16 protein-coding genes are annotated in these 18317 nt (G+C 70.5%); 12 read left to right on the top strand and 4 right to left on the bottom strand.

Annotated features, from left to right (window positions below; all coding sequences use genetic code 11):
- Nucleotides 1-220: 220 nt before the first annotated feature.
- Nucleotides 221-658 (bottom strand): hemerythrin family protein, encoded by a 438-nt coding sequence (locus VED21_RS30995; protein WP_324889421.1) that lies wholly within the window; start codon nt 656-658, stop codon nt 221-223.
- Nucleotides 659-895: 237 nt separating this feature from the next.
- Here VED21_RS30995 and VED21_RS31000 point away from each other — a divergent pair, with 237 nt between their 5' ends.
- The 3 genes from VED21_RS31000 to VED21_RS31010 all read left to right on the top strand — a co-directional run bounded on the left by VED21_RS31000 (nt 896) and on the right by VED21_RS31010 (nt 6647).
- Complete coding sequence (locus VED21_RS31000; RefSeq protein WP_324889422.1) at nt 896-2161, top strand: ABC transporter substrate-binding protein; 1266 nt, start codon at nt 896-898, stop codon at nt 2159-2161.
- 257 nt (nt 2162-2418) lie between these two features.
- The gene (locus VED21_RS31005) at nt 2419-4506 is read left to right on the top strand and encodes a S8 family serine peptidase (RefSeq protein WP_324889424.1); all 2088 of its coding nucleotides are present in this window, start codon (nt 2419-2421) and stop codon (nt 4504-4506) included.
- Between the two features lie 44 nt (nt 4507-4550).
- The gene (locus VED21_RS31010) at nt 4551-6647 is read left to right on the top strand and encodes a S8 family serine peptidase (protein ID WP_324889425.1); all 2097 of its coding nucleotides are present in this window, start codon (nt 4551-4553) and stop codon (nt 6645-6647) included.
- A gap of 8 nt (nt 6648-6655) precedes the next feature.
- Here VED21_RS31010 and VED21_RS31015 read toward each other — a convergent pair whose 3' ends face one another.
- Nucleotides 6656-8467 (bottom strand): tetratricopeptide repeat protein, encoded by a 1812-nt coding sequence (locus tag VED21_RS31015; protein WP_324889426.1) that lies wholly within the window; start codon nt 8465-8467, stop codon nt 6656-6658.
- A 168-nt stretch (nt 8468-8635) separates the two neighbouring features.
- Between VED21_RS31015 and VED21_RS31020 the strand changes: the two genes are divergently transcribed.
- The 4 genes from VED21_RS31020 (at nt 8636) to VED21_RS31035 (ending at nt 12612) form a co-directional block, all read left to right on the top strand.
- Nucleotides 8636-9628 (top strand): L,D-transpeptidase, encoded by a 993-nt coding sequence (locus tag VED21_RS31020; protein ID WP_324889427.1) that lies wholly within the window; start codon nt 8636-8638, stop codon nt 9626-9628.
- Nucleotides 9629-10034: 406 nt separating this feature from the next.
- Nucleotides 10035-10904, top strand: a complete 870-nt coding sequence (locus VED21_RS31025; protein WP_324889428.1) for a branched-chain amino acid ABC transporter permease — start codon at nt 10035-10037, stop codon at nt 10902-10904.
- A complete protein-coding gene (locus VED21_RS31030) occupies nt 10901-11890 on the top strand; it encodes a branched-chain amino acid ABC transporter permease (RefSeq protein ID WP_324889429.1) in 990 nt (329 codons plus the stop codon). Before VED21_RS31025 ends, VED21_RS31030 begins: the two co-directional genes overlap by 4 nt.
- Nucleotides 11887-12612, top strand: coding sequence for an ABC transporter ATP-binding protein (locus tag VED21_RS31035; protein WP_324889430.1), 726 nt, complete (start codon nt 11887-11889; stop codon nt 12610-12612). The genes VED21_RS31030 and VED21_RS31035 overlap by 4 nt, the downstream gene beginning before the upstream one ends.
- A 175-nt stretch (nt 12613-12787) precedes the next feature.
- Here VED21_RS31035 and VED21_RS31040 read toward each other — a convergent pair whose 3' ends face one another.
- Both VED21_RS31040 and VED21_RS31045 read right to left on the bottom strand, forming a co-directional pair.
- Nucleotides 12788-13300, bottom strand: a complete 513-nt coding sequence (locus tag VED21_RS31040; RefSeq protein WP_324889431.1) for an RT0821/Lpp0805 family surface protein — start codon at nt 13298-13300, stop codon at nt 12788-12790.
- Nucleotides 13301-13459: 159 nt separating this feature from the next.
- Nucleotides 13460-13732 carry a hypothetical protein gene (locus tag VED21_RS31045; RefSeq protein WP_324889432.1) on the bottom strand — a complete coding sequence of 91 codons (273 nt, stop codon included), beginning with the start codon at nt 13730-13732 and terminating at the stop codon, nt 13460-13462.
- Nucleotides 13733-13918: 186 nt separating this feature from the next.
- Here VED21_RS31045 and VED21_RS31050 point away from each other — a divergent pair, with 186 nt between their 5' ends.
- The 5 genes from VED21_RS31050 to VED21_RS31070 all read left to right on the top strand — a co-directional run bounded on the left by VED21_RS31050 (nt 13919) and on the right by VED21_RS31070 (nt 18308).
- Nucleotides 13919-15556: an acyl-CoA synthetase gene (locus VED21_RS31050; protein ID WP_324889433.1), complete on the top strand. Its 1638-nt coding sequence runs from the start codon at nt 13919-13921 to the stop codon at nt 15554-15556.
- Nucleotides 15557-15686: 130 nt separating this feature from the next.
- A complete protein-coding gene (locus tag VED21_RS31055) occupies nt 15687-16109 on the top strand; it encodes a globin family protein (protein WP_324889434.1) in 423 nt (140 codons plus the stop codon).
- Between the two features lie 88 nt (nt 16110-16197).
- Complete coding sequence (locus tag VED21_RS31060) at nt 16198-16902, top strand: ABC transporter ATP-binding protein (protein WP_324889436.1); 705 nt, start codon at nt 16198-16200, stop codon at nt 16900-16902.
- A gap of 76 nt (nt 16903-16978) precedes the next feature.
- Nucleotides 16979-17395, top strand: coding sequence for an NAD(+)--rifampin ADP-ribosyltransferase (gene arr / locus VED21_RS31065; protein WP_324889438.1), 417 nt, complete (start codon nt 16979-16981; stop codon nt 17393-17395).
- Nucleotides 17396-17609: 214 nt separating this feature from the next.
- Nucleotides 17610-18308, top strand: coding sequence for a pirin family protein (locus VED21_RS31070; protein WP_324889439.1), 699 nt, complete (start codon nt 17610-17612; stop codon nt 18306-18308).
- The last annotated feature ends 9 nt before the right edge of the window (nt 18309-18317 follow it).

Genomic DNA, 18317 nt, shown 5'->3' on the forward strand with positions numbered 1-18317 from the left:
TTCGGGTCGCGCGGATCGCGAACCTCTCGGAAAATCTCAATGAGCGACTGCATCGCGCGTCTCCTGAAGGAAAAGGCCACTTCGGTCTCTTCCTTCAGGTCAACAGGCGGAGAGCGCTTTACTCAGATGCGATAGCCCTCCGTCAAGGGGGAGGGGCTATGAGAAGCGCCTGCCCTTGATTCTTTCGAGCCGAAAGCGCGAGCCCGACGTCATCCGCCCTTCACGCGCACATCCGCGGCCCGTCCAGCAGGTAACGCGCGATGTCCTTGTCGGAGCGGGCGATGTGCCCCTCAATCCAGGTCCCGGTGAAGAAGACGATCTGCGCCGCGAAATCCGTGTCGCGCACGGTCGTCGTCATGTTGCGCAGCGACGTGGCGAAGCCGCGGTGCTGGTGGTGGTGCGCCGCCGCCAGGGGATAGCCGCAGCGCTCGATCAACTCTTCCTCCTCCGCGAAGTGATAGGCGGCGTAGCGGCGCAGCTCGCCCATGATCCGCGTCGCCATGTCCACGCTCACCCCGTGCGACAGGGCCCGGACGAGGTCGTTGTGCAGCCACACCAGACACTGGTGCTGGGCATCGATCCGTTCGATGCCGAGTTCCAGACGGGGGGACCAGGTGATCGGCCGGAGGGTGACCGGGGATTGAGCGCTCGCCATCATCGTCGCCATCCACAGGTTGGACGCGCTGCTGGGATTCGCATTCAAACAGTGTATGCGCCGCAGCATCCGCCGCAACGCGCGTCGTGTCGCGGCCGAACCGCCTATGCCGTTGCGCAGGCGGCGCCGAACCGCGGAATCAAGCCGCAGAATCAAGCCGCGGAATTCCGCTTTGCCTTGCCGCCTCGATGGGCGAAAGTTCCGGTCTTACCAGAACAAACGGCAGGGAGATCGCCCACCATGTCCCGCGACAAGACCCCGTTTTCCGCCGGCCTGACGCGCCGGCAGTTCTCCCAGGCTGCCGTGGGGGCCGCCGTGGCCGCCGGCGCGCTGGCCGCCTTCGGCAAGGCGCCCGCCTTCGCCCAGAACCAGGCGCTGAAGGTCGGCGTGCTGCTGCCGCGCTCCGGCCATCTGGCGCAGGCGGGACAGGCCTGCCAGCGCGGCGCCGACATCGCGCCGGCCGTGCTGTCGGAGTTGGGCTACAAGGTGGAGATCCTGTCGGCCGACACGGAATCGAACGTCGACGTGGCGCGCTCGCGCACGGAGAAGCTGATCAACGACGGGGCCAACGTCATCATCGGCGCCTTCGACAGCGGCCAGACCGCCGCCGCCGCCCAGGTTTGCGAACAGCGCGGCGTGCCGCTGGTGATGAACATCGCCGCCGCCGACGGCCTGACCGAACAGGGCTACAAGACCGTCTTCCGCAACTTCCCCACCTCGACCATGCTGATCAGCAACGGCATGGCGCTGATGAAGGACCTGTTCGCCGCCACCGGCGCCACGCCCAAGACGGCCGTCTTCCTGCACGCCAACGACACCTTCGGCATGGCGAACAAGAAGGCGATCGACACCCTGTTCCCGACGCTGAACATGCCGTTCGGCATCGTCGAATCGATCGCCTACGACCCGAAGGCGCAGGACCTGTCGATCGAGGTGGCGAAGGCCAAGGCGACCGGCGCCGAGCTTGCCATCGTCACCACCCGCGCCGCCGACGCCATCATGATCGTCAAGGAGATGGTCAAGCAGCGGTGGGAGCCGATGGGCATCGTCTCCCCCGGCTCGCCCGGCCTCTATGACGAGCAGACCTACAAGGCGCTGGGCAAGTACGTGGACTACGCCATCACCAACCTGCCCTGGTACGACCCCAAGGCGGAGATGACCAGGCGTGTCGAGGCCGCCTTCAAGAAGGCGTTCCCCAGTGACCGGTTCGAGGGCTACGCCTTCAACGTCGCCTTCACGCTGGAGGCCATCCTGGTAGCCGCCGACGCCTTCAAGCGCGCCGGCTCGCCCGCGCCGGAGCCGATGCTGACGGCGCTGCGCGCCACCAACCTGAAGGACAAGATGATGGTGGGTCCCGCCATCACCTTCGACGCCAAGGGCCAGAACGTGAACCTGGCCTCGGCCTGCGTGCAGAACATCAAGCAGCGCCCCACCGTGGTGCTGCCCAAGGCCTCGGCCGAGGCCGACCCGGTGTTCCCGATGCCGGGCTGGAGCAAGCGCACCTGACGACCGCGGCGGGCCCTGTCCGGCAGGGGCGGGGCCCGCCAGCGACGCCGCGGCACCGCATCAACCTCTGTTGATGCACCATCGGCGCGCGGTCTTTTTTCATTGCAAAGCCCCCGGTTGCCTCGCTACCGAGGCGCAATGTAGGGGCGAAACCGGTTCGAGACTAAAAACCTGCACGGGCTGCGGGCTTTCCCCATGCGGGAGGGTGGCGGACCGGCACCGGCGCCCCCTTTCATCGACCCGGGGGAGACCTGCGCATGGCCGCACTGCCGAACGATCCGCTCTTCAGCCAACAATGGCACCTGCTCAACACCGGACAGTTCGGCGGCAAGCCGGGCGTCGACCTCAACGTCGTCCCGGTGTGGGAGGACTACACCGGCAAGGGCGTGACGGTCGGCGTCTATGATTCGGGCGTGCAGTACACCCACCCCGACCTCGACGGCAACTACGACCGGTCCCTCCACCTGTCGATCGGCGGCACCACGCACGACGCCTTTCCGACAGACCTGAACAACCCCAACAACGCGCACGGCACCGAGGTGGCCGGCATCATCGGCGCCGAGGCGAACAACGGCCAGGGCGTGGCCGGCGTCGCCTACGACGCCACCCTGTCCGGCGTGCGCATCCTGGAGATGCCGAGCGAGGCCGCCACGTCCGCCGCCATGATCCAGCAGAGCCGCTTCGACGTGGTGAACCACTCGTGGGGGCCATCGCAGTCGTTCAACAGCCAGTTCAACCGCCTGCTCGAAGGCGGCGAGACGATCGCGCTGCCCGTGCGCCTGAGCGCGCTGTCCGGGCGCGACGGGCTGGGCACCGTCATGGTGGTGGCGTCGGGCAACAGCCGCGAGGCGGGCGACAACGCCAACTACAGCAACTTCGGCAACGAGCGGCAGACGGTCACCGTCGCCGCCGGCACCAACGAAGGGGCGATCACCGACTACAGCACCCCCGGCGCCCCCATCCTGGTCACCGCCCCCGTCGACCGGACGGAGGTGGCGAAGGCCGCCGACCCCGCCCACCCGCACAAGACCACCACCACCGACTTCCTGGGCGAACAGGGCCCGTCGCCGATTTACGTCGAAGGGTTCTACGGCGGCGATTACACCGACGCCATGGACGGCACCTCGGCCGCGGCCCCCATGGTGTCCGGCATCACCGCGCTGATGCTGGAGGCCAACCCCGAACTCGGCTTCCGCGACGTGCAGGAGATCCTGGCCGCCACCGCCCGCCGCTTCGACGGCCCCGGCACGTTCGAGCTGTACCGCTGGCAGGAGAACGGCGCCGACGGCTGGAACGGCGGCGGCATGCACTTCAGCCACGACTACGGCTACGGCTTCGTCGACGCCCGCGCCGCCGTGCGGCTGGCCGAGACGTGGGAGAAGCAGTCCACCGCCTTCAACGAGACCTCCGTCACGGCCACCTCTCCGCTCGGCCTCGGCACCGCGATCCCGGAGGGCGGGGCGGGCGTCAGCCACACCTTCTCGCTGTCGGGCGGCGTGGACGTGGAATGGATCCAGCTCGAACTGCACGTCGACCACTCGTGGTGGAGCGACCTGCAGGTCACGCTGACCTCGCCCGACGGCACCGTCAGCACGCTCATCGACCGGCCGCGCGTGTCCCCCGGCTACGTCGATTCGGACAACCCGCATTACAGCACTACGGGGCTGGAGGGCGAAGGCTACCTGAACTTCGTGCTGACCAGCGCGGCGCACCGCGGCGAGTCCAGCGCGGGCGAGTGGACCCTGACGGTCAAGGACGTCGGCCCCCTGGGCGCCGGCACCTTCGAGGGCGCCAAGCTCACCGCCTACGGTGCCCCGGACACCGCCGACGACCTGTACGTCTTCACCGATGAATACGCCGAGGTCGGCGGCGGCAAGCTCGACCGCATCGTGCTGGGCGACACCGGGGGAACCGACACGCTGAACGCCGCCGCGGTGTCGACCGGCAGCACCATCTCGCTGCTGCCCGGCACGCTGTCGAAGATCGACGGCGCGTGGTTCGCCATCGGCCGCGACACGGTCATCGAGCGGGCGTACGGCGGCGACGGCGGCGACTTCATCACCGGCAACGCCGCCGACAACCTGCTGTTCGGCGGGCGCGGCACCGACGTGCTGACCGGCGGGGCCGGCGCCGACACCTTCCTGGTGACCCGCTACAGCGACGAGGACATGATCACCGACTTCAACGCCGCCGCGGGCGACCGCATCGGCCTGGCGCCCGGCCTGACCTACACGGTGGCCGACGCCGACTTCGGCGCGGAGATCACCGTCGGCCCCGATGCCTCCATCATCCTGGCGGGCATCTCGGCCCGGCAGGTCGAGGCATCCTGGTTCATCACCGCCTGAGCGCAGCCGCTCGGCACGCCCAACCGCATTCAGGAGTTCCCGCCATGGCTGCGCTTCCCAACGATCCGCTCTTCCAGTACCAGTGGCACCTGCTCAATACCGGCCAGTTCGGCGGCCGGCCGGGCGTGGACGCCAACGTCGTCCCGGTGTGGGACGACTACACCGGCAAGGGCGTCACCGTCGGCATCTACGATACCGGCGTCCAGTACACGCACCCCGACCTCGCCGCCAACTACGACGCCAGCCTGCACACCCGGGTGGCGGGGACGGTGATGGACCCGATGTCCACCAACTTCTCCGACCCGTCCTACGCGCATGGCACGGCGGTGGCCGGCATCGTCGCCGAGACGGCCGACAACGGCATCGGCGGTGTCGGCGTCGCCTACGGCGCCACGCTGTCGGGGGCCGACGTCTTCGCGGTGCCCGCCCGGACGATCGACGCCATGATGGCGCAACAGGACCGCTTCGAGGTTGTGAACCACAGCTGGAACCTGGGCTCCGCCGTCTACAACAACGGCATGCTGTCGACCAACGAGGACTTCTCCTTCGCGCTGACGGCGGCGGCGCTGACCGGGCGCGGCGGGCTGGGCACGGTGATTGTGGCGGCGGCGGGCAACGACCGCTGGGGGGGAGACAACTCCAACTACTCCGACTTCCAGAACGACCGGCACGTGATCACCGTCGCCGCCGGCTCCAACCAGGGCGACGTCATCAACTACAGCACGCCCGGCACACCCAACCTGGTCACCGCCGCCGTCGACCGCAACATCGTCCTGCCGCCGGGCGAACCGGACTACCCCGACCGCACGGTGACCACCGACTGGCTGGGTCCGGCCGGCATGTCGCCGTCCGGCACCGCCGGCTACGACGACGGCGACTACACCGACCGCATGAACGGCACCTCGGCGGCGTCGCCGGTGGTGTCGGGCGTCAGCGCGCTGGTGCTGGAGGCCAACCCCACGCTCGGCTACCGCGACGTGCAGGAGATCCTGGCCGCCAGCGCCCGCGTCTACACCGGCGCCCCCGGCACCTACGAGCGCTACGACTGGCAGGTGAACGGCGCCGGGACGTGGAACGGCGGCGGCATGCACTACAGCCCCGACTACGGCTACGGCTTCGTGGATGCCCGCGCCGCCGTGCGCCTGGCCGAGACGTGGGAGCGCCAGTCGACCGCCTTCAACGAGGTGAAGGCCGTCGGCGGACCGCTCACCGATCCCGCCGCCGCCATCCCCGACCAGTCGGCGGCCGGCCTGACCTACACGTTCGCCGTGACCGACGACATCGACGTGGAGTGGGTGGAGTTCGGCGTGCTGGCCGACCACAGCTGGTGGGGCGACCTGAAGATCACGCTCACCTCGCCCGACGGCACGCAGAGCGTGCTGATGGACCGCCCCGGCGTTTCCCCCGACTGGGTGCCGTCGTGGAGCGGCGAGATCAGCGCCGACGGTATCCAGGGACAGACCACGCTGAACTACGTCTTCACCAGCGTGGCGCACTGGGGCGAGGGCAGTGCCGGCGCCTGGACGGTGAACATCCAGGACCTGGGCGGCAAGGGCACCGGCGAGTTGCATGACTTCGGCCTCACCGCCTACGGCAAGGCGGCCGGCGAGGACGACCTGCTCGTCTTCACCGACGAGTACGCCGAACTGGCGACCGCCGACACCAGCCGCGCCACGCTGATCGACGCGGCCGGCACCGACACGCTGAACGCCAGCGCGGTCACCGGCAACAGCCTGATCGACCTGCGCCCCGGCGCGCTGTCCTCGATCGACGGCGCCCCGCTGCGCATCGCAACCGGCACCGTGATCGAGAAGGCGTACGGCGGCGACGGCAACGATACGCTCGTCGGCAACGACGCCGCCAACGTGCTGGCCGGCTGGCGCGGCGCCGACGTGCTGACCGGCGGGGCCGGCGCCGACCGCTTCGTGCTGAACACGCAGACCGACGCCGACGTGGTGACCGACTTCCTGTTCGCCCAGGGCGACCGCATCCAGATCGCCACGGGTGCGGTCTGGACGGTGGCCGACGCGACGGGCGGCGCCCTGGTCTCGCTGGGGGCGGTCTCACTGGGCACCAACAGCCTGCTGCTGCAGGGCGTGTCGGCGGCCCAGGTCAACAGCGGCTGGTTCGTGACGGCCTGAGGCGGCCGTCACACCAGCGCCTGCGCCTCCAGGCAACAGGCCAGCAGCCGCTCCACCGACCGGTGCCGGTCGCCGATCCCGGCGAACCGGTCCCGGGCGGCCTCGGCCTGGCCCGTCCGGAACGCCTCGTCCCCGGCCAGCGCCGCGCACCGCCCGGCGAAGCCCGCGGCGTCCGCCACGGTGAACGCCGGGCCGGCGACGCGGGCACCATCGCCCACGCCCTGCGTGACCACCGGCAGCCCCTCCGCCAACGCGAAGGCGACGCTGCCGCCGCCGCCCTGGCGCGGCGGGTTCAGCGCCGCGGTGGCGACGCGGTACAGCGCGCGGATGTCGTCCACATGCCCCAGGCAGCGCACCCGCGCGGCGTTGCGCAACGCCTCGACCCGGCCCGGCAGCCGCTCCACCCCGCCCGCGAAGGCGACGCACGCATCCGGCAGCCGGTCCAGCAGCCCGTCGATCAGGCCGAGGAACACCCCGTCCACCTCGTGGTCCAGCCGGTTGCCGACCACCACGAACAAGGCCCCCTCCGCCGGCAGGCCGTAGGCGCCGCGCGGCGGCGTCTCCCCCGTGGGCGGCGGGTTCCAGCCGAAGGCGAACGGGCGGAAGCGCTCGCGCAGGTCCGCCGGCCAGCCGGCTGCGTCGTCCGCCCCGTCGTACGCCAGCACGAGGTGCGCCTGCGTGTGCGGCAGGCCGGAGGAGGTGGGCACGCACACCACCGGCCGCGTCGCCGCGAACAGGTCGGCGATGACGTTGGAGGCGCCGAACGCGACGACCGCGTCGGGGTCGAACCGCTCCACCGCGTCGACGACGGCCGCCACCTTGTCCTGGTCGAAGGACCGCTGCGGGAAGGAGGCCATGCGGATCCGCGCCCCCCGTGCCTCGATGGTCTGCAGGCCCCGGTACTCCTCGGTCACGTTGTAGGCGAAGGCGGGGATGAAGCCGGCTTCGCCCTCCGTCGCCATGGCGTTGGCGTTGACGACCAGCACCTCGCGGCCGAAGTCGTCCTGCAGGCGCCGCGCGTAGTCGAAGGCGTCCAGCGTCGGCTGGTGCCCGTCGCCCAGCATCTGGTTGGTGACCAGCGCGACGCGCGTCACCGCGTTCCGCGCCCCCGCCGGCATCAGCCGCGCCGCCACGCCGTAGCGCAGCGCCGTCTCCTCCACCAGCACGTCGTAGAGGCGCCGGAACTCGCCCGCCATGAAGGCGCCGGCGTCGCCCGTGCACGCGTCGCCGAGGAACAGCTGCATCGCCATGCCCCAGTAGGCGTGGTGCAGCGCCGGCACGGTGAAGCGCTGCGGATCACGCAGCAGGGTGGCGGCAAGGTCGCGGTAGTGGCGCACGTCGCCGCCGAGGTGGAACAGCAGCGAATGCCGCCGCAGGGCGTCCGCCGGCACGCCGGCCTCTTCCACCACCCGCACCGCCGCCTGCCGCGTTTCGTTGTCGTAGCGCCGGATCAGCGTGGCCAGCGCGTTGACGTTGTTGCCGCCTTCTTTACCGCCGCCTTCGGCGTGCCGCAGCGTGCGCACCAGCGCGCGGGCGAAGCTCAGCGCCGCCTCGCCGTGCCGGCCGCCGGCGTGCAGCGCGTGGCCGAGGTTGGCGTGGAACAGCGGCGTCTCGCCGTCCGCCGCCACCGCCTCGCCGATCAGCCGCGCCGCCTCGTCCGGCCGCCCGCCCTGCAGCGCCAGCACGCCCAGCAGGTGCAGCGCGTCCGGTTGCCGGGGCGCGCGCTCCAGGATTTCCCGGTAGATCCGCTCGGCCTCCGCGGTGCGTCCGGCCTTGTGGTGGGCGGTGGCGATGGCCAGGGCCTGCTCGATGGTCTCCATGGGTGCTCTTCCCGGGCGAAAAGGGTCCGCAGTCTACCGATTTTGCCGCCGCCGTGGCGACCGCTTTTCCGGGGCACGGTTTTCCCCGCTTTAACCGGGTCTTAGGGGATTGCGGGTGCACTCGGGGGCATGGGCAGCCAACCGCCGACACCGCGCCGTGGCGAAGGGGTGCGCGCACGCACGCGCGCCTTCGTGCTGGCGTGCGCCGTGCTGGGGTGCGTCCTGGCTCCCGGCGCGGCCCGCGCGCAGGACGACGGCCCCCGCATCGTCATCAGCCTCGCCGACCGCAAGCTCTACCTGATGGAGGGCGGCGCGGTGCGCGCCTTCCCGGTCGCCATCGGCCGGCCGGGCGTCGACATCCCGCGCGGCGACAGCACGGTGGTGCGCAAGCGCCGCAACCCGACCTGGCACCCCACCGCCAGCCAGCGCCGCGCCAAGCCGTCGCTGCCGCTGTCGGTGCCGCCGGGGCCGGACAACCCGCTGGGCCAGCACGCGCTGGACCTCGGCTGGACCGCCATCGCCATCCACGGCACCAACGAGCCGACGTCGATCGGCCGCCGCGCCAGCAGCGGCTGCTTCCGCATGCTGCCCGACGACATCGCCACGGTCTTCGCCGCCACCTCCGTCGGCACGCCGGTGCGCGTCGTCGACGCCCCCTTCCTGGCCTCCCCGCCGCAAACCCCACAACCCTCCCCACAGCCGGTGGCCCAGCGCGCCGCGCCCCCTCCGCCACCGATCTCCGCACCGGTGGCAGCCGCTTCACCCCCGGCGGCACCCCCACCACCCGACCCGCGCTGCGCCACGGCGACGGCGCCGTTGCGCCGGATGATCTGCGGCGACGCCGATTTGGCGCTGCTCGACGGCCGGGCGCGCCAGCGCCGCCAGGACGGGGTGGCCGCACTTCCCGCCACTGCGCGCGAAACCGCCGCCTACACGCTGGCCCAGGACGACCGCCGCTTCGACGAGCGCGTCGCGGCGCTGTGCTGGATCCGCGCCGGCAGCGAGGCCGACCCCGCAGCGGCCGCCTCCGCCCGCGCCTGCCTGCGCACCGCGCTCACCGGCCGCCTGCAGGACCTGGAGGACCGCCTCGCCGAGTTGCGCGGCCGCACCCCGACCCCGGTCGCCGAGCGTCCGCCGCCCCGCACCGGCCGCCGGGAATAGGGTGGGGCGGCGGGGTGTTGGTCTCGGATAGCCGGTCGTTGCCGCCGGCCAACCACAAGAAGAACCCACCCCATGTTCGACCCCATGTTCAACGACGACCCCTGGCGCGACGCCGGCATCGAAGCCGACGACGACCCCCAGCCCCTGAAACCGCGCCACCCCTGGTACGAGTATGCGGGGCTCGTGGTTGTTCCCTCCCCCGCCCCCGGTGGGGGAGGGTTAGGGTGGGGGCAACGGCCTTTGCGGCAGACAGGAAGCCGCTGATTCTCGCGAACAGCTTGCCCCCACCCTCCCAAGCTTCGCTTGCGCCCCTCCCTCCCCCGGCGGGGCTGGGGAGGGGTTTAGGACTTGCTTGGTATTTGAATGATCTGGTAACCCGCAAGGCTGTAACGCACGGCGGGAACCCATGCCGGTCGACTTCTATCTCAACATCGTCGCCTCCGGATTGCTGACCGGGCTGGTGTACGGGCTGGCGGCGCTCGGGCTGTCGGTCATCTTCGGCGTGGTGCGCGTGGTCAACTTCGCGCACGGGGAGATGATGGTCGCCGGCATGTACGGCGCCGTCCTGCTGTTCGGCTTCCTCGGCCTCGATCCCGTCCTGTCCGCGCCCGTCGTGGCGGCGGTGCTGTTCGGCTTCGGCTGGCTGCTGCAGCGCGGGCTCGTCAACCGCTTCGTCGAGCGGCCGGAGCACATGCAGTTCATCCTGCTGCTGGGCATCGCCACCATCCTGCTGAACGCGCTGCTGATGGTCTTCGGGCCGGATTCCCGCGGCGTCCAGGTCGACTACGTGTTCGATTCCGTGGAGGTCGGGCCGCTGCGGCTCGACGCCGTGCGCCTGCGCGCCGCGGCGGGGGCGGTCGCCGTGGCCGCCGCGCTGTTCGCCTTCTTCCGCTTCAGCCGCACCGGCAAGGCCATCCGCGCCTGCGCCGACAACCCGCTGGGTGCCCGCGTCGTGGGCCTGGACATCGACGGGCTGTACGCCTTCACCTTCGGCATCGGCGCCGCCGTGGTCGGCGTCGCCGGCGCGCTGATGACGCTGGTGGTCGAGACGCGGCCGCAGCTGGCGCCGGAATACACGCTGCTGTCCTTCGTCATCGTCATCATCGGCGGCCTGGGCAGCCTGCCCGGCGCGCTGCTGGGCGGCGTGCTGATCGGCGTGACGGAGGCGCTGGCTGGCGTGCTGCTGGTGCCGTCCCTGAAGGCGCTGGTCGGCTACCTCGTGCTCATCGTCGTGCTGCTGCTGAGCCCGCAGGGCCTGCTGGGGAGGCGCTCGTGACCGCGCGCGGGGGGATCCTGCTGGCGCTGCTGGCGCTGGCGCTGCTGGTGGTGCCCGCCGTGGCGGACCGCTACGTGCTGTCGGTGCTCACCACCGTGCTGTGGTTCGCCTACGTCGGGCAGGCGTGGAACGTCATGATGGGCTTCGCCGGCCTGCTGTCGCTCGGCCACGCGCTGTACGTGGGTCTGGGCGCCTACGCCAGTGCGGCGCTGTTCGTGCATTTCGGGCTGGGGCCGTGGCTGGGGCTGTGGGCGGGCATGGCGCTGGCGGTGGGGGCGGCGGCCTTCATCGGCTTCCTGGGCTTCCGCTTCGGCGTGCGCGGCGTGCACTTCGCGCTGCTGACCATCGCGTTCGCCGAGGTGGCGCGCATCGGCTTCGACCACATCGGCTGGACCGGCGGCTCGGCCGGCTTCTTCATCCCGGTGGCGGCCAATGGCGGCGACGACCTGCTGAACCTGCGCGGCTCGCCCACGCTGTTCTACTACGTGATCCTGGCGATGACGGCGGCGGCGCTGCTGGTGTCGCAACGCCTGCTGCACTCGCGCCTCGGCTACCAGTGGCTGGCGATCCGGGAGGAGCCGGACGCGGCCGAGGCCTCCGGCGTCGACCTGTTCGCCGCGCGCATCCGCGCCGTCGTCGTGTCGGCGGCGATGACGGCGCTGGCCGGCGTCTTCCAGGCCTTCTACTTCAACAACCTGTTCCCGGAGCAGGTGTTCTCCATGGGCCGCTCCATCGAGATCATCCTGCCGGCCATCGTCGGCGGCATCGGCACGCTGTTCGGCCCCATCCTGGGCGCCTTCATCCTGACGCCGCTGGGCGAGGGGCTGACGCACGTCATCGAGCGGATGGGCTTCGACGTGCCGGGCATGAAGCAGCTGTTCTACGGGGCGGCGCTGGTGGTGATCATCGTCTTCCGTCCGGACGGCGTCTGGCCCTGGCTGGCCCGCCGCCTGAAGCTCGTCCGCCGGCCGGGGGAGGAGGCGTGATGGCCCTGCTCGACGTCGCGTCCCTGTCCAAGCGCTTCAGCGGCCTGAGGGCCGTCTCCAACGTCAGCTTCACGGTGCCGGAGGGCGGCATCGTCGCGCTGATCGGCCCGAACGGGGCGGGCAAGACGACCACCTTCAACCTGATCGCCGGCGTCTTCGCGCCGGACGAGGGGCAGGTGACCCTGCGCGGCCGTCCGATCACGGGTCTGCGCCCGCACGACGTCTGCGCCGCCGGCATCGGCCGGACCTTCCAGATCGTCAAGCCGTTCGGCGATCTGTCGGTGGAGGACAACGTGGTGGTGGGCGCGCTGGCCCGCGAACGCGCCGTCGCCACCGCGCGCGCCCAGGCACGGGCGGTGCTGGAGCGGCTCGGCCTCGCCGAGCAGGCGGTGCGCCCGGCGCGCAGCCTGACGCTGCCCGACCGCAAGCGGCTGGAGGTGGCCCGCGCACTCGCCACCCGTCCGGACCTGCTGCTGCTGGACGAGGTGCTGGCCGGCCTGCGCCCGACCGAGGTCGACCGCATGGTCGAGGTGCTGCGCGACCTGAACCGGCGCGAGGGGCTGACGATCCTGATGATCGAGCACGTCATGCGCGCGGTCATGGCGCTGTCCGACCGCGTCGTGGTGCTGGACCACGGCGAGAAGATCGCCGACGGCACCCCGGCCGAGGTGGTGGCGGACGAACGCGTCATCCAATCCTACCTCGGCACGGAAGAGGCTTAGCGCCCGCTACCCGATCTGAGCTGCCCGATTTGACAAAATTCCTATTGGGGTGGCATGCTGGGGGCGATCATGGGGCGGCGTCCGCCGCCCTCGGGATCGCGCTGGAACGGAGCCCCCGAATGAAACACCCACCCGAAAGTGTTGCATCCGGTTGCATCCGGTTGCATTCGCGGCCTCAGCTGACCACGCGCCACGTGCCGTCCGGCTGGCGGCAGGCGGTTCCGGTGCCGCGCTCGATCTGGCCGCCGACGGAGAAGGTGGTCTGGTACTCGCGGCAGTACTCGCCGGTCGGGCCGGTGCCTTCGCGGGTCGGCGTGTAGGTGCCCCAGTTGCCGTTCTGCGGGTTGTTCCAGCGGATGGTGCTGCCGGTCGGCGCGTTGTACGCCTGGCTCTCGGCGCGCTGGGCGTAGGCCACGTCGGCGCGGTCCAGCGAGGAACCGGCGGCGTTGCCGAGTGCCGCGCCCAGCAGGGTGCCGATGCCGACCGCGGCCAGCTTGCCCGCACCGCCGCCGAAGCGCGACCCGGCGAGGCCGCCGGCCACGCCGCCCAGGACGGTGCCCACGGTCTGCTTGGTGCCCATGCCGCCCACACCGTATCCGCCGTCGGCGGAGCCATAGGGGCCCTGCTGGGCGCAGCCGGCCAGGATGCCGGCGGAAAGGACGGCGGCGACGAAGGGTTTGGCTTTCATCGTGTGTCTCGTTGCGTGACGCGAAAAGTTGGGAAGACCCCGCCGGCGGGGTCCTCACCCGTCATCAACGCCCAGACACGCCCTTTATTCCAGCCCCTCAAAAGGTCACCATCCACCCGGCCATGCCGCCGGGCCAGACCAATCGGCCGGGCCGCCCCGTCAGCGGGCAGGCGTCCGGTTGCCCGGGTGGCGGTCGTCGGCCACCGGCGGGGGCATGGCCGCCATCCGCCCGCCCGCGTCGTCGGAGGGCAGCACGATGTGCAGCGTCTCCGCGCTGTCCTCGTGCAGGGTGACGCGCACGGCGGGCGACAAGAACAGCTTGAACTCGGCTTCCAGGGTCGCCTTCGGGTTGGCCAGCAGGCGGCCGCGGAAACCGGGATCCTCGGCCATGCGCTTCAGCACCTTGGCCTCGACCTGGGAACGCATGAGCATCGCTTCCTCCCGTATTGTTCGTTGCCACAACATTATCGCTGCCCCCACCCCGGCCGTCGCGGCGCATTGTGTCACAGCCCGTTCGTGCAGGTGTGCCCCTCGCCAAATTGCGTAAGTCGGCTGTTGGCGCGCGCAGGACGGGGACGTAAGCTTGGCGCAACGAACAATGCGTCGGGGAGAGGGTTCATGCTGCCGCAGGGCGCGCGTTACGAGGAGATCGCGGCCGACTTCCGCTGGGAGGTGCCGGCCCGCTACAACATCGGCGTGGACGTCTGCGACAAGTGGGCCGAGCGCGACCCCGGCCGCACCGCCCTGATCTTCAAGCGACGCGACGGCAGCGTGGCGGAATACACCTTCGCCGGCATGCGCCACCTGTCGAACCAGCTGGCGAACGCCCTGCGCGGGCTTGGCGTGGTGCGGGGCGACCGGATCGGCATCCTGCTGCCCCAGGCGCCGGAAACGGCAGTGTCGCACGTCGCCACCTACAAGCTGGGCGCCATCGCCGTGCCGCTGTTCACCCTGTTCGGCGTCGACGCGCTCCATTACCGCCTGTCCAACTGCGGCGCCAAGGTGGTGGTCACCGACACGGCCGGGGCGGAGAAGCTGGCCGCCATCCGCGCCGAGCTGCCGGACCTGCGGACGGTGCTGTGCATCGACGGCGCGCGGGACGGCTGCCTCGACTTCCACGCGCTGCTCGGCCAGCACTCCGACGCCTTCGCGCCGGAGCCGACGTCGGCCGACGACCCGGCGCTCATCATCTACACCTCCGGCACCACGGGGCAGCCGAAGGGGGCGCTGCACGCCCACCGCGTGCTGCTGGGCCACCTGCCGGGGGTGGAGATGTCGCACGACCTGTTCCCGCAGGACGGCGACCGTATCTGGACGCCGGCCGACTGGGCGTGGATCGGCGGCCTCCTGGACGTGCTGATGCCGGCCTGGCACCACGGCATCCCCGTGGTCGCCCACCGGTTCGAGAAGTTCGACGCGGAGGAGGCGTTCCGCCTGATCGCGGAATTCGACGTCCGCAACGCCTTCCTGCCGCCGACCGCGCTGAAGATGATGCGTGCCGTGGAGAACCCGCGGGAGCGCTGGAGCTTCCGCATGCGCTCCATCGCATCCGGCGGCGAGACGCTGGGGGCGGAGCTGCTGGACTGGGGCCGGCGCACCTTCGGCCTGACGATCAACGAGTTCTACGGCCAGACCGAGTGCAACATGATCGTCTCCTCCTGCGCCGCCGTGATGCCACCCAAGCCCGGCATCATGGGCCGCTCGGCGCCGGGGCACGACGTGCGGGTGATCGGCGACGACGGCATCCCGCTGCCGCCGGGCCGGCTGGGCCACATCGCCGTGCACCGGCCGGACCCGGTGATGTTCCTGGAATACTGGGCCAACCCCAAGGCGACGGCGGAGAAGTTCATCGGCGACTGGTTGGTCACCGGCGACCTGGGCACGGTGGACGAGGACGGCTACGTCCGCTTCGTCGGCCGCGACGACGACGTCATCACCTCGGCCGGCTACCGCATCGGGCCGGGTGAGATCGAGGACTGCCTGATCGCCCACCCGGCGGTCCGCATGGCCGCCGTGGTCGGCGTGCCCGACCCGCTGCGCACCGAGGTGGTCACCGCTTACGTCGTGCTGCAGCCCGACGCGGCGCCCAGCGACGCGCTGGCCCGCGAGATCCAGGAGCACGTGAAGACGCGGCTGGCGGCGCACGAGTACCCGCGCGTCCTGCGCTTCGTCGACGCGCTGCCGATGACCGCGACCGGCAAGATCATCCGCCGCGAGTTGCGCGACCGAGCAATCCGCGACCAAGGGGGTGCGTGAAGCGGCTGAAACGAAAATCCGTTCGTTTGCCATACGGGCGAAACACAGGACGGGCATGGTCCCGCGCGCCGGAAGGGGTAGCCCGCGCCGGAACCAACGACAGCCATCCGTCCGACAGGAGAGCCAAGAGATGACGCCCGAACAGATCGCCCTGGTGCGCGACAGCTTCAAGCAGGTGCTGCCGATCAAGGAACAGGCCGCCGAGCTGTTCTACAACCGCCTGTTCGAGATCGCGCCGGAGACGAAGTCCCTGTTCAAGGGCGACATCCGCGGCCAGGGCGCCAAGCTGATGGCGGCGCTGGCCACGGTGGTGAACGCGCTGGACCGCCTGGACACCGTGCTGGAGCCGGTGAAGGCCATGGCGCGGCGCCACGTCCACTACGGCGTCACCGAGGCGCAGTACGCCACCGTGGGCGAGGCGCTGCTGTGGACCCTGGAGAAGGGCCTGGGCGACGCCTTCACCCCGGCCGTCAAGGACGCCTGGGCCACCGCCTACGGCGCCCTGTCCGGCGTGATGATCGCCGCCGCCCGCGAGGAGCCGGTGGCCGCCTGAGGCCAGGGTTCAAGAGGTCCGGGTTTGCGGCGGGGCGGCATCCGAATTAAAGTGCCGCCCCGTTCCCGCTGCCGCCGCGTGCCGACCGATGCTCACCGTCACCGACCTCGACCTCTACTACGGCGACGCCCAGGCGCTCGACGGCGTATCGATCGCCGTGGAGACCGGCACCACCACCGCCATCGTCGGCGCCAACGGGGCCGGCAAGACCTCGCTGATCCGCACCATTTCCGGCATCCTGAAGCCGGCGGGGGGAACGATCCGCTTCAAGGACCGCGACATCGCCGGCCTGCCCAGCCACGTGGTGTGCGACCTGGGCATCGGGCAGGTGGCCGAGGGGCGGCAGATCTTCCCCAGCCTCACCGTGCGCGAGAACCTGGAGATGGGCGCCGTCATCCCGCGCGCCCGCGCCGGCGCCAGGCAGACCTACCAGCACGTGCTGGCGCTGTTCCCGCGCCTTGAGGAGCGGCTGGGACAGGCCGCCGGCACGCTGTCGGGCGGCGAGCAGCAGATGCTGGCCATCGGCCGCTGCCTGATGGGCAAGCCCGACCTGATCATGTTCGACGAGCCCTCGCTGGGCCTCGCCCCCGCCCTGGTGCAGGAGCTGTTCCGCACCATCCGCCGCCTCGCCGACGAAGGCATGACCATCATCCTGGTGGAACAGAACGTCGCCGCCTCGCTGAAGCTGGCCCAGCGCGCCTACGTGCTGGAGAACGGCCGTGTCGTGCTCTCCGGCACCGGCGAGGCGCTGCTGGCCGACCCCGCGGTGAAACAGGCGTATCTTGGGCTGTAGCCCAGCTTGGCATCGATGACGCCTCGACATGGGGCACGGCGTCGTGCGGCAGCGTAACCGAACAGTATGGGAAAGCATGGCGGCCATCGATGATCCGAATGCGCAGATGTTCTACCACGGCACGAAAGCCGATCTGAAGCGGGGGGACCTGATCAGACCCGGATATAATTCCAACTACGGTACGAGGAAGAAGGCGGCCTACGTCTATCTGACGGCCACGTTGGATGCGGCCACCTGGGGGGCCGAACTGGCGCTGGGCGACGGACCAGGCAGGATCTACGTGGTGGAACCGACCGGTCCGATCGAAGATGACCCCAACTTAACGGACAAGAAGTACCCGGGCAATCCGACGAAGTCATACCGCTCCCGGGATCCGCTGCGAGTCACGGGCGAGGTCACGGATTGGCAGGGACACTCCCCTGAGGCGCTCAAGGCCATGAAGGACAACCTTGAGCGCCTCAGGCAGCTTGGTGTCGAGGCCATCGAGGACTGAGTCCGGCTCGACCATCTGAAACCCGATGTTCCGCCGGATTTCGCCGCCACCGACAGGTAGCCATTCGGCTACCTGTACTGACAAGGCAGGCGCGGGATTGTGTTGCCTTTGTAGCAACAGTCTTGTGGCCGCCGGTGGCATTGTTCGGCCTGGAATTGCTCCGACATCCTGTCCCGAGCAAGGAGCGGCCCATCGGCCGCCAGGAGAGCGGAACATGATCACGATCCGGAATCGGGACGAACGCGGTGCCGTCAACATGGGCTGGCTGGACAGCCGCCACAGCTTCTCGTTCGGCCATTATCACGACCCGGCCCACATGGGCTTCCGGGCGCTGCGCGTCATCAACGACGACCGGGTGATCCCCGGCGCCGGCTTCCCGACGCACGGACACGCGGACATGGAGATCGTCTCCTACGTCCTGGACGGCGCCCTGGAGCACAAGGACAGCCTGGGCACCGGTTCGGTCATCCGGCCGGGCGACGTGCAGCGCATGAGCGCCGGGACCGGCATCCGCCACAGCGAGTACAACGCCTCGCAAGAGGAGTCCGTGCACTTCCTGCAGATCTGGATCCTGCCGGAGCGTCCGGGCCTTGCCCCCGGCTATGAGCAGAAGGCCTTCGCCGACACTGAAAAGCACGGCCGGCTGCGCCTTGTCGGCTCGCGCGACGGGCGGGATGGCAGCGTGACCATCCACCAGGATGTGGACCTCTACGCCACCTTGTTGGACGGCGACGAGAGCGCGGCCTTCGACCTCCGCCCCGGCCGCCACGCCTGGCTCCAGGTGGCGCGCGGGCAGGTGCGGCTGAACGGCCTGCTTCTGAAGGAAGGCGACGGCGCAGCGGTGAGCGACGAGACGACGCTCACGCTGGACGGCGGCATCGGGGCCGAGGTGCTGTTGTTCGATCTGGCGTAGATTAGGTGA

The sequence above is a fragment of the Azospirillum sp. genome, assembly GCF_035627195.1.
Taxonomy (GTDB): Bacteria; Pseudomonadota; Alphaproteobacteria; order Azospirillales; family Azospirillaceae; genus Azospirillum.

Bases quoted from the DNA above. Each gene is read 5' to 3' on its own strand.
- VED21_RS30995 (WP_324889421.1), bottom strand. From the start codon at position 658: ATGATGGCGAGCGCTCAATCCCCGGTCACCCTCCGGCCGATCACCTGG.
- VED21_RS31050 (WP_324889433.1), top strand. From the start codon at position 13,919: ATGCTGCCGCAGGGCGCGCGTTACGAGGAGATCGCGGCCGACTTCCGC.
- VED21_RS31070 (WP_324889439.1), top strand. From the start codon at position 17,610: ATGATCACGATCCGGAATCGGGACGAACGCGGTGCCGTCAACATGGGC.
- VED21_RS31040 (WP_324889431.1), bottom strand. From the start codon at position 13,300: ATGAAAGCCAAACCCTTCGTCGCCGCCGTCCTTTCCGCCGGCATCCTG.
- VED21_RS31005 (WP_324889424.1), top strand. From the start codon at position 2,419: ATGGCCGCACTGCCGAACGATCCGCTCTTCAGCCAACAATGGCACCTG.
- VED21_RS31015 (WP_324889426.1), bottom strand. From the start codon at position 8,467: ATGGAGACCATCGAGCAGGCCCTGGCCATCGCCACCGCCCACCACAAG.
- VED21_RS31025 (WP_324889428.1), top strand. From the start codon at position 10,035: ATGCCGGTCGACTTCTATCTCAACATCGTCGCCTCCGGATTGCTGACC.
- VED21_RS31060 (WP_324889436.1), top strand. From the start codon at position 16,198: ATGCTCACCGTCACCGACCTCGACCTCTACTACGGCGACGCCCAGGCG.
- VED21_RS31000 (WP_324889422.1), top strand. From the start codon at position 896: ATGTCCCGCGACAAGACCCCGTTTTCCGCCGGCCTGACGCGCCGGCAG.
- VED21_RS31010 (WP_324889425.1), top strand. From the start codon at position 4,551: ATGGCTGCGCTTCCCAACGATCCGCTCTTCCAGTACCAGTGGCACCTG.
- VED21_RS31055 (WP_324889434.1), top strand. From the start codon at position 15,687: ATGACGCCCGAACAGATCGCCCTGGTGCGCGACAGCTTCAAGCAGGTG.
- VED21_RS31045 (WP_324889432.1), bottom strand. From the start codon at position 13,732: ATGCTCATGCGTTCCCAGGTCGAGGCCAAGGTGCTGAAGCGCATGGCC.
- arr (WP_324889438.1), top strand. From the start codon at position 16,979: ATGGCGGCCATCGATGATCCGAATGCGCAGATGTTCTACCACGGCACG.